The 7,796-nt window shown below is 40.4% G+C and carries 7 protein-coding genes and 1 pseudogene; all 8 read right to left on the minus strand.

Annotated elements, in window-relative coordinates; translation table 11 throughout:
- Positions 1-97: 97 nt before the first annotated feature.
- The gene (locus AC058W_RS11520) at positions 98-604 is read right to left on the minus strand and encodes a EutP/PduV family microcompartment system protein (protein ID WP_117674434.1); all 507 of its coding nucleotides are present in this window, start codon (positions 602-604) and stop codon (positions 98-100) included.
- A gap of 42 nt (positions 605-646) precedes the next feature.
- Entirely contained in the window at positions 647-1,075 is a 429-nt protein-coding gene (locus AC058W_RS11525; RefSeq protein ID WP_117674433.1) for a BMC domain-containing protein, read from the minus strand.
- An 11-nt stretch (positions 1,076-1,086) separates the two neighbouring features.
- Positions 1,087-1,452 (minus strand): BMC domain-containing protein, encoded by a 366-nt coding sequence (locus AC058W_RS11530; protein WP_117844608.1) that lies wholly within the window; start codon positions 1,450-1,452, stop codon positions 1,087-1,089.
- A gap of 408 nt (positions 1,453-1,860) precedes the next feature.
- Positions 1,861-3,288, minus strand: coding sequence for a C40 family peptidase (locus AC058W_RS11535; RefSeq protein WP_479390099.1), 1,428 nt, complete (start codon positions 3,286-3,288; stop codon positions 1,861-1,863).
- 455 nt (positions 3,289-3,743) lie between these two features.
- Positions 3,744-5,216, minus strand: coding sequence for an N-acetylmuramoyl-L-alanine amidase family protein (locus AC058W_RS11540; protein WP_118590462.1), 1,473 nt, complete (start codon positions 5,214-5,216; stop codon positions 3,744-3,746).
- 411 nt (positions 5,217-5,627) lie between these two features.
- Positions 5,628-6,614, minus strand: a complete 987-nt coding sequence (locus tag AC058W_RS11545; protein ID WP_117844614.1) for a diaminopimelate dehydrogenase — start codon at positions 6,612-6,614, stop codon at positions 5,628-5,630.
- Positions 6,615-6,776: 162 nt separating this feature from the next.
- A pseudogene (locus AC058W_RS11550) lies at positions 6,777-7,425 on the minus strand (J domain-containing protein).
- On the minus strand, positions 7,418-7,796 hold a 379-nt coding region (locus AC058W_RS11555), incomplete at its 5' end, for a DUF5685 family protein (protein ID WP_479390100.1). The gene AC058W_RS11555 and the pseudogene AC058W_RS11550, both read right to left, overlap by 8 nt.

Below are 7,796 nucleotides of genomic sequence, written 5' to 3' on the forward strand. Positions count from 1 at the left end.
ACTATTTATCAATATAATTTTATATTTCTTCGTTTATCCTTATTCTAATGACGAATTACTTCCATCCTACTCTGGCAACTTATGAAGTAAATAATATTTAATTCTCTGGCAAGGGTTCCCATTCATTTAAACCCAGGCTCTGTCTGTATTTCGCTTCTTCCAGACTAATCTGCGGAAGGTCTTCCTCCAGATATTCCTTCAGCTCATCGATTCCTTCTCCGGTAACATTATTTACCAGAAAAATACGTTCACATCCTGCATTAATCATCCACTGTCGTACCATCGGTACATTTGCATATGGAGAATCTATCTTTGTTATAATCCCAATCAGTGGTCTGAGAATAAACGAATTACTTCCATATCCAAAAAGGCTGAAAGGCTCATCTGCCGACTGCACCATAGCGATCACATCTGCCTCAAATGAAAAGCATGCAAGCCCGACACTGAAATGTTTAGATTCCGCATACTCACCTGGAGAATCAATCGTATCATCGTTCGTATTTGTATACTGTGTTTTTATGTAATGAAGTTTTTCTCCTTTCAAAGCCTGCGTAAGCGAAGTTTTCCCAGCCTCGCTTCTGCCCATCAAAAATATCTTCTTCATATTTTGTATTCTTTCCTTTCAGCTCTCCCAATATAGGCTGTGCTAGCTTCTGTGAATCGCACAGGTTTTAAACTTTAATACCTCTTTAAAAAATCTCACGACTTCTTCTACTGCCGTCTGAACCTCTGTCAGCCCTCCGGTAAGAATCAGTGAACCACTGAAACGATCCATAAAGCCAATCTCTACATTGGCACTTTTTACTGCTACATCAGCCGCTACAACTACTGCTTCCCAGGGTGTAAAGCGAATCATTCCTATCGCCTCCCCTGTATGGTCCTCTCCTTCATGGACTCCTATATGAAGTCCCAGATTCTGATAGATACAACTCTGAGATGGATTGATCACATGTGCCAGACATACTTCCTTGCCAGGAACTCTCACTCTGGTCATGCGAAGTTTCTTTCCTTTCAGCTTCTCATAGTCCTCATGATAAAGCTTCTCCAATAATTCTTTTGTCGTCATCCCTGCCATCAAAGCACTTCCTATCTCTTGGTAATGTCACAGACTACATAGCCTAATGTATCTCTGAAATAATCCACAACCTCTGTCATTGCTGACATTACATCAGAAATCTCTCCTGTAATAATCAGCGTACCTGTAAAACGGTCTGCAAATCCCAGATAAACATTTCCACTCTTGACTGCAATATCTGATGCGATCACAGCAGATTCCGGCGGTGTCATATTCATGATTCCAATCGCAGAGGAACGGTAATCTACCTGCGGATTCAATCCCAACTTCTGATATATGATCGGAGCAGGACCACCCATTACATGTGCAAAGGTAATTTCCTTACCGGCAACCGTTTCCTGTACAATTCTTATATGTTCTACATGGTCATTTGCCATCTGTCTTTCCTCGCTTTCACTCTCTTCTATCTATTGAGATATCTGGCATTACTGTTCACACACTCCTATCCCACAATTAAACGCACAGTAACCTTCAATCAGATATTCTCATTTTATTTTGCTGCACTTTGCTATATCAGCCATTTTCCATGCCCGTCAGACATCCCACAGCTTATCTGGGTTTATCTGAAATCTAGCTGAATTTATCTAACAGTTACTTAAACTGTACTATCCAAATAATTTTATGTCAAGGTAAAATCCATTTAATAATTGGTAAAATCTTACGCAGAAAACGAAAAGGAGCACTGACCCCTTTTATCAGTACTCCCTTTCACCCCTATTTGTATTTAATTATTTATACTTATTTAATTACCCCGATGTATTATCAGATCAATATACTCTCTGTCATTACACCAGTCTTCTTACAGAAACAATTGTTCTGTATGCTGCATTATCACTGATCTTGATACCATCTACGGAGTTGGATGCATGAACGATACGTCCATTACCCATGTAAATTGCAACATGTCCACCGTAGCAGATCAGATCTCCCGGCTGTGCATCTGCATAAGAAACTTCTGTACCTGCGTTCTGCTGTTCATAAGAAGTTCTCGGAAGGCTTACACCAAAGTTTGCATATACACTCTGAACAAATCCTGAACAGTCAGCTCCACCTGTAAGGCTTGTGCCGCCCCATACATATGGATTACCAACAAACTGTGTAGCATAATCTACAACAGAAGATCCTGATCCGGAATAGGAAGAAGAACTGTCTGAGCCAGATGACTGTTCACTCTCGTAATCATCTGCGGATACTGTATTATCAGAATCAATTACATTGCCATACTCATCGTACTCTACATCATCAGAAGATGTACCACTGTCAACAACATCCCCGTTCTCGTCGTACTCTACATCTTCTTCTGAATCGGACTCTTCACTCTCATCATCTGAGTTCTCTATTACATTTCCGTCTTCGTCATATTCCACATTATCTTCTGATTCAGATTCCTGCTCCTGTTCAGCGGCTTCTGCAGCAGCTGCTTCCTCTGCGGCCTGTCTTGCAGCTTCTTCCTCAGCCTGACGTCTTGCCTCTTCTTCTGCTGCAATTCTCTCAGCTTCCAGTCTCTGGATTTCAGCTGTCTGTTCTGCTAACAGGTTTGCATATTCTGTAGCCTGCTGCTGTGCATAGGCAATTTCATTTTCATAATCTGCTGATTCAGCTTTCTTCGCATCGATCTGACACTGGAGATTATAAGACTGTTCTTCATAAGAAGCCTTCATCTCCTCCAGCTCTGCCTTATCAGATTCATACTGTGTCTTAAGATTATTTACTTCATTGATCGTATTTACATATTTCTCAAGGTTCTTTCTGTCCTGTTCATACATCTGCTGTGTGTTCTCAGCACGTGTAAGAAGCTCGCTGAGATCATCTGAATTAAGCATCATCTGGAACCATGCTGTATCTCCGCCCTGTTCATATAAGCACTGGATACGTTTCTTCATACTCTCATACTGTTTATCTCTTGCCTTCTGAGCTTTCGCCAGATCCTGTTTTGTTCTGATAATATCTACTTCTTTATTATCGATATCTCCTTTAAGAGTATCGATAGAAACCATAACACTTACAAGATTGGAATCCAGTTCGGAAATCTCATTCTCAAGCTGTGATTTCGCATATGCCAGCTCATCCATTCTGGAATAAGTTGCATCAAGCTGCTGGCTTGTAATCGCCTGCTCTTCTCTTAATTCATCCTCTCTTGAAGCGCTTACACTGACTACCTGTGTTGCTGTCATAAGCAGTGCTAATGTAAGACATATAATTCTTTTCTTCATGAATTCTCACCCTCGTAACATTTTCTTTCTATCTCGTAATCCTTTTGTAATATCTAAGTTAATTCTTATACATATTAACATATCACATTTAGAAACGCAAGGGTTATTTACAACAAATTTTATATTTCTGTAACATTTGGTAATCTTTTTGTGATTCTTATTAGTTTTTCACACAATTCAAACATATTTCATTGTGCTTCTGTAATATGTCAATCGGATATTCGCAATCCGCTTTCCGCTACTTGCTCATAACCAAATAACTGCTTCGCAGTTTATCAGAAGGGGCTTGTACCCCTTCTGATACAAGCAAGTCCCCACCCACTGCTTATTGCTCTTCGCAATTGAAGCAGGGGACTTACTTGATTTGGTTAAAAGCAAGTGACCAATCCTAATTTCATATTTGCAGCAAATAAAAAAGCAGCCTTCCTCATGAAAGCTGCTTTTTTATTTCATTTTTAGCTAAACAGATCTGCGAGAATCTGATCTGCTGTCATATTCAGATAACCATCCGGATCTGAAAGTGTACTTCTGTTCCATCTCAGATAATTACCCCTTCTGATGTAGTTGCCTGATGAAGTATGATAAGCATATTTCGTAAATCCAGGATATCTTGACATATATTTCTGTGCCAATGTAATTGCCTGGCTTGAATAATCACCTGACGGTGTTGGTGTACCTGCGATCTGAACACCTGCATTCGGTGTAGAGTGTACGATCACCGCACTCTTATCCTTACACTGTCCGAGAATGATCCATGTATGACCACTGTCATATCCAACATCACCAGGATATACCGTCCAGTCATCACTTGCCAGATTTGCCTGAGTGAGAACACTTCCCCAACCCATAGATTTATAATAAGAACCAACCTCGCCGGAAACAACTGTGTATCCGCTTCCGACACCGGATTTACTCTGCATTACCTGATATGCTGCCCAGCCTACAAATCCTGAACAGTCAAATCCTTTCGCGCGGTTCGCAGTGCTAAGGTCTCGATAGTTATTATAATCATAACTGCTGCTCTGGCTGTTATAGAAATCAGTCATTGTCTGGCTTGTTCCTTTTCTTGTGGAATCATTCCAGCCACCACCCCATACATACAGAGCCTGTCCAACCGGCTGTAATGCACCGGCAAGATAATTCTTGATTGTCTTTGATCCTGTAGGAGTTGTTGTATTATTTAATACACCGTCAGAAGTAAAGTGATATTTTGTACCATCAATAGTCACATCACCTGTGGCCATTACACCGGTTTCTTTATCAAAATAATATTTGTTTCCGCTGATAGTCGTCCAACCTACAGCCATCTTACCGCTGCCTGTACTAAAATAATATTTCTTTCCGTCAAGTGTCTGGAATCCTTTTGCCATAATTCCATCTTCTGTTTCGAAATATCTGTACTCATTATTTGAATTCTTAGTCCATCCGGTAAGCATATAACATGCACTGGTAAAATATCTCGTGTTATTTTTACTGTCTGTAAGGAATGTTTTGCAGGCAGCTACACCACTGTTGCTATAAAAATAATATTTCCTGCCATTCAGCGTCAGCCATTTTGTCTGCATGAATCCTGTAGATGGATCAAAATATCTCTTCTGATCCTTTGAATCAGTAAGCCAGCCAGTCAACATAACTCCGGCATTCTTGCTGAAATACCTCTTTCTCCCTTTACTGTCAGTTGCCCAGCCTTTTACCTGAACGCCTGTCGTTGCATTAAAGTAATACTTCTTACCATTGAGTTCAAGCCAGCCTTTCTGCTTAGATCCGTCTTCGTTTATGTAGTATGATTTCCCGTTAATAGTTACAAAACCGGTTTTCGTTTCAGCATGTACATTCGCCGCAGTAAAATACATTGAAATTCCTGTGACAAAAAACAGCAGAAACAGAAGTCCCCCCCAGATTTTAAGTTTCCTGTTTACGTTTTGCATACATACCTTCCTTTTCTTCTTTTCATTATCAGAGCGTGTCTGAAAAGTACAGTCTGCAGTATCGCATGGATACTCTCTATATCTCTTATACCTCTCAGATACGCTCTGAATTTCAACAAAGTTTTTTACAATGTTGTTACGTTTCTATGACTATATTATATTACACTTTCAATATTCAGTCAACAGACAAGTAAAATTATGTTAAACATTCACCAATTTTTCACATTTCAATCCACAAAAAAGAGACAAAGTCCACAAAAACCCTGTCTCTTTTTTCTGTTTTTAGTAATACAGCCAATTGTACAGTATTATTATCTATCGTCCTGTATCAATCAGCGATTCTCTGATTATTCAGTTAATCTGATTGCAAATTACGTTACTGTTTCCCCTGTTCTCAGTAACGCATCCAAATTACAGTAAGTGTTTTCTTAATTCAGCTCCGTCAGCAGCACACAGATAAGCCGGCGCTACATCGAATACTGTCTTCGCACCAGTCTGTCCTTCTTTATTCATGCGATATGCAGCTCTTGCATATGCAACAAGTACAGAAGATGTAAATTCCGGATTGGAATCCAGTTTCAGGCTGTATTCGATTACATGGTTATTCTCATCATTCCAGCCTGTTTTTCCGGAACGGATCACGAATCCACCATGTGGAATGCCGCTATGGTCACGTTTCAGTTCCTCTTCACTGATAAAATGTACAGTTGTGTCATAGTCTGCGAAATAGTTCGGCATAGTCTTGATGTCATTCTCGATCTGTGCAAGGTCTGCGCCTTCTTCTGCAACTACGAAGCATTCTCTTGTATGTTTCTGTCTGGTTGTAAGATCTGGATTCTCTCCGTTTCTTACAGCTTCCAGTGCTGCTTCTACAGGGATTGTATACTGTTTTGCATCTTTTACACCTTTGATACGACGTACAGCATCTGAATGTCCCTGGCTTACACCTTTGCCCCAGAATGTATAGTCTTTACCGTTAGTAAGGATTGCATTTGCATAGAGACGGTTCAGTGAGAACATTCCCGGATCCCAGCCTACAGAGATAATTCCGACATGTCCGCTTTCTTTTGCAGCAGCATCTACCGCATCAAAATGCTCCGGAATTCTTGCATGTGTGTCAAAGCTGTCAATTACATTGAACATCTTTGCATATTCCGGTGTCTGTTTCGGAAGGTCTGTTGCACTTCCTCCACAGATGATCAGTACATCGATCTTGTCTTTCATTTTCTCAGCATCATTTACAGAATATACTGTAGCAGTCTCTGTAAGGATCTTAACTGTTTTCGGATCACGACGTGTAAATACTGCCACCAGCTCTGTATCTGGATTATGTTTAATTGCACACTCTACACCACGGCCAAGATTACCGTAGCCTAAAATACCAATACGAATACTCATTATTGATTTCCTCCTGTATTCTTTATTATGATATCAGAGTCAAAAGGTCTAAGAAAGTCGTTCGTGCCTGTACAATAAGACTTTTGAACTTCAATTCGATATCAAGTCACTTTAATATAGTAATATTTTCACTTTTAGTTGTCAATTACTAACTGAATTTTTTTAACAGCAAAACACGCCGCCACCCGGACAGCATAAGCTGCATGCCAGATATTGCCAGGCAAAGTTTCATACAATAGTCATCGCCGCCTGTCGGCATACCTCCAAAAGGATTCTGCATTTCCTGGTACCAGGTTCCACCGCCTTCCATCTGCTGTTGCAGCATCCGGTATTGTGCATTATCCGGCTCTAAACGAACTGCTTCTTTAATATCATTCAGAGCATTTACATTATTTCCAAGTCCCATATTTGCCATAGCAGAAAGATAATACCACTGTCCATTCTTCTGCTGAAGTGACTGCAGTACATTCATAGCTTCACGGTAGTGTCCACTCTGAATATAATTGGCTGCTGCCTGTCTGCGGATGCTCTCCTCATCCTGATAGCCGGAATCTGTCTGACCGGAAAAGCCTCCGAAGCCTCCATAATTATAGCCCCCGTAATTTCCGTAGCCAGTTCCCTGCTCTCTTTCTTTCATGATCTGTTCATAAGCCTGCTGAACCTGTTTGAATTTTTCCTCAGCCTGCTCTTTATTTGGATTGTCTATATTGGCATCGGGATGATATTTTCTGCTCAGCTTACGGTATGCTTTCTTTACCTCATCATCGGATGCATCCCTGGATATCCCAAGTATACTGTACGGATCAATCATTCTTTTTCTCCCCTGATTCTTTTCTCTGTTTGTGAACCGCCTCAAAGCGCACCCACACTCCAGAGTAGAGAATATTTCTCAAAATATCGGTATATTTTATAATAGGAAGTTTCTCGAACTCCCTGCAAGTCTGTGACATCATCATGATCAGAATCTGCCGTACCTGCTCTTCAAACCCTTCCATTATATATTGTTCTGAAAAAGGATTGTAATTTTTATTTTTTATATCCTCCTCCACATCATCATATGCATCCAGAAGATAGATGAATTTTCCGAGAAAAAATCCCATTCTCCGCAGCGAATTCTCCCACACATCCTGTTTCCATGCAAAAATTTCTTCCATGATCCTGCCAAAGCAGCCTGACATCTTG

It is taken from the genome of Blautia sp. CGZ-1-C1 (assembly GCF_056504575.1).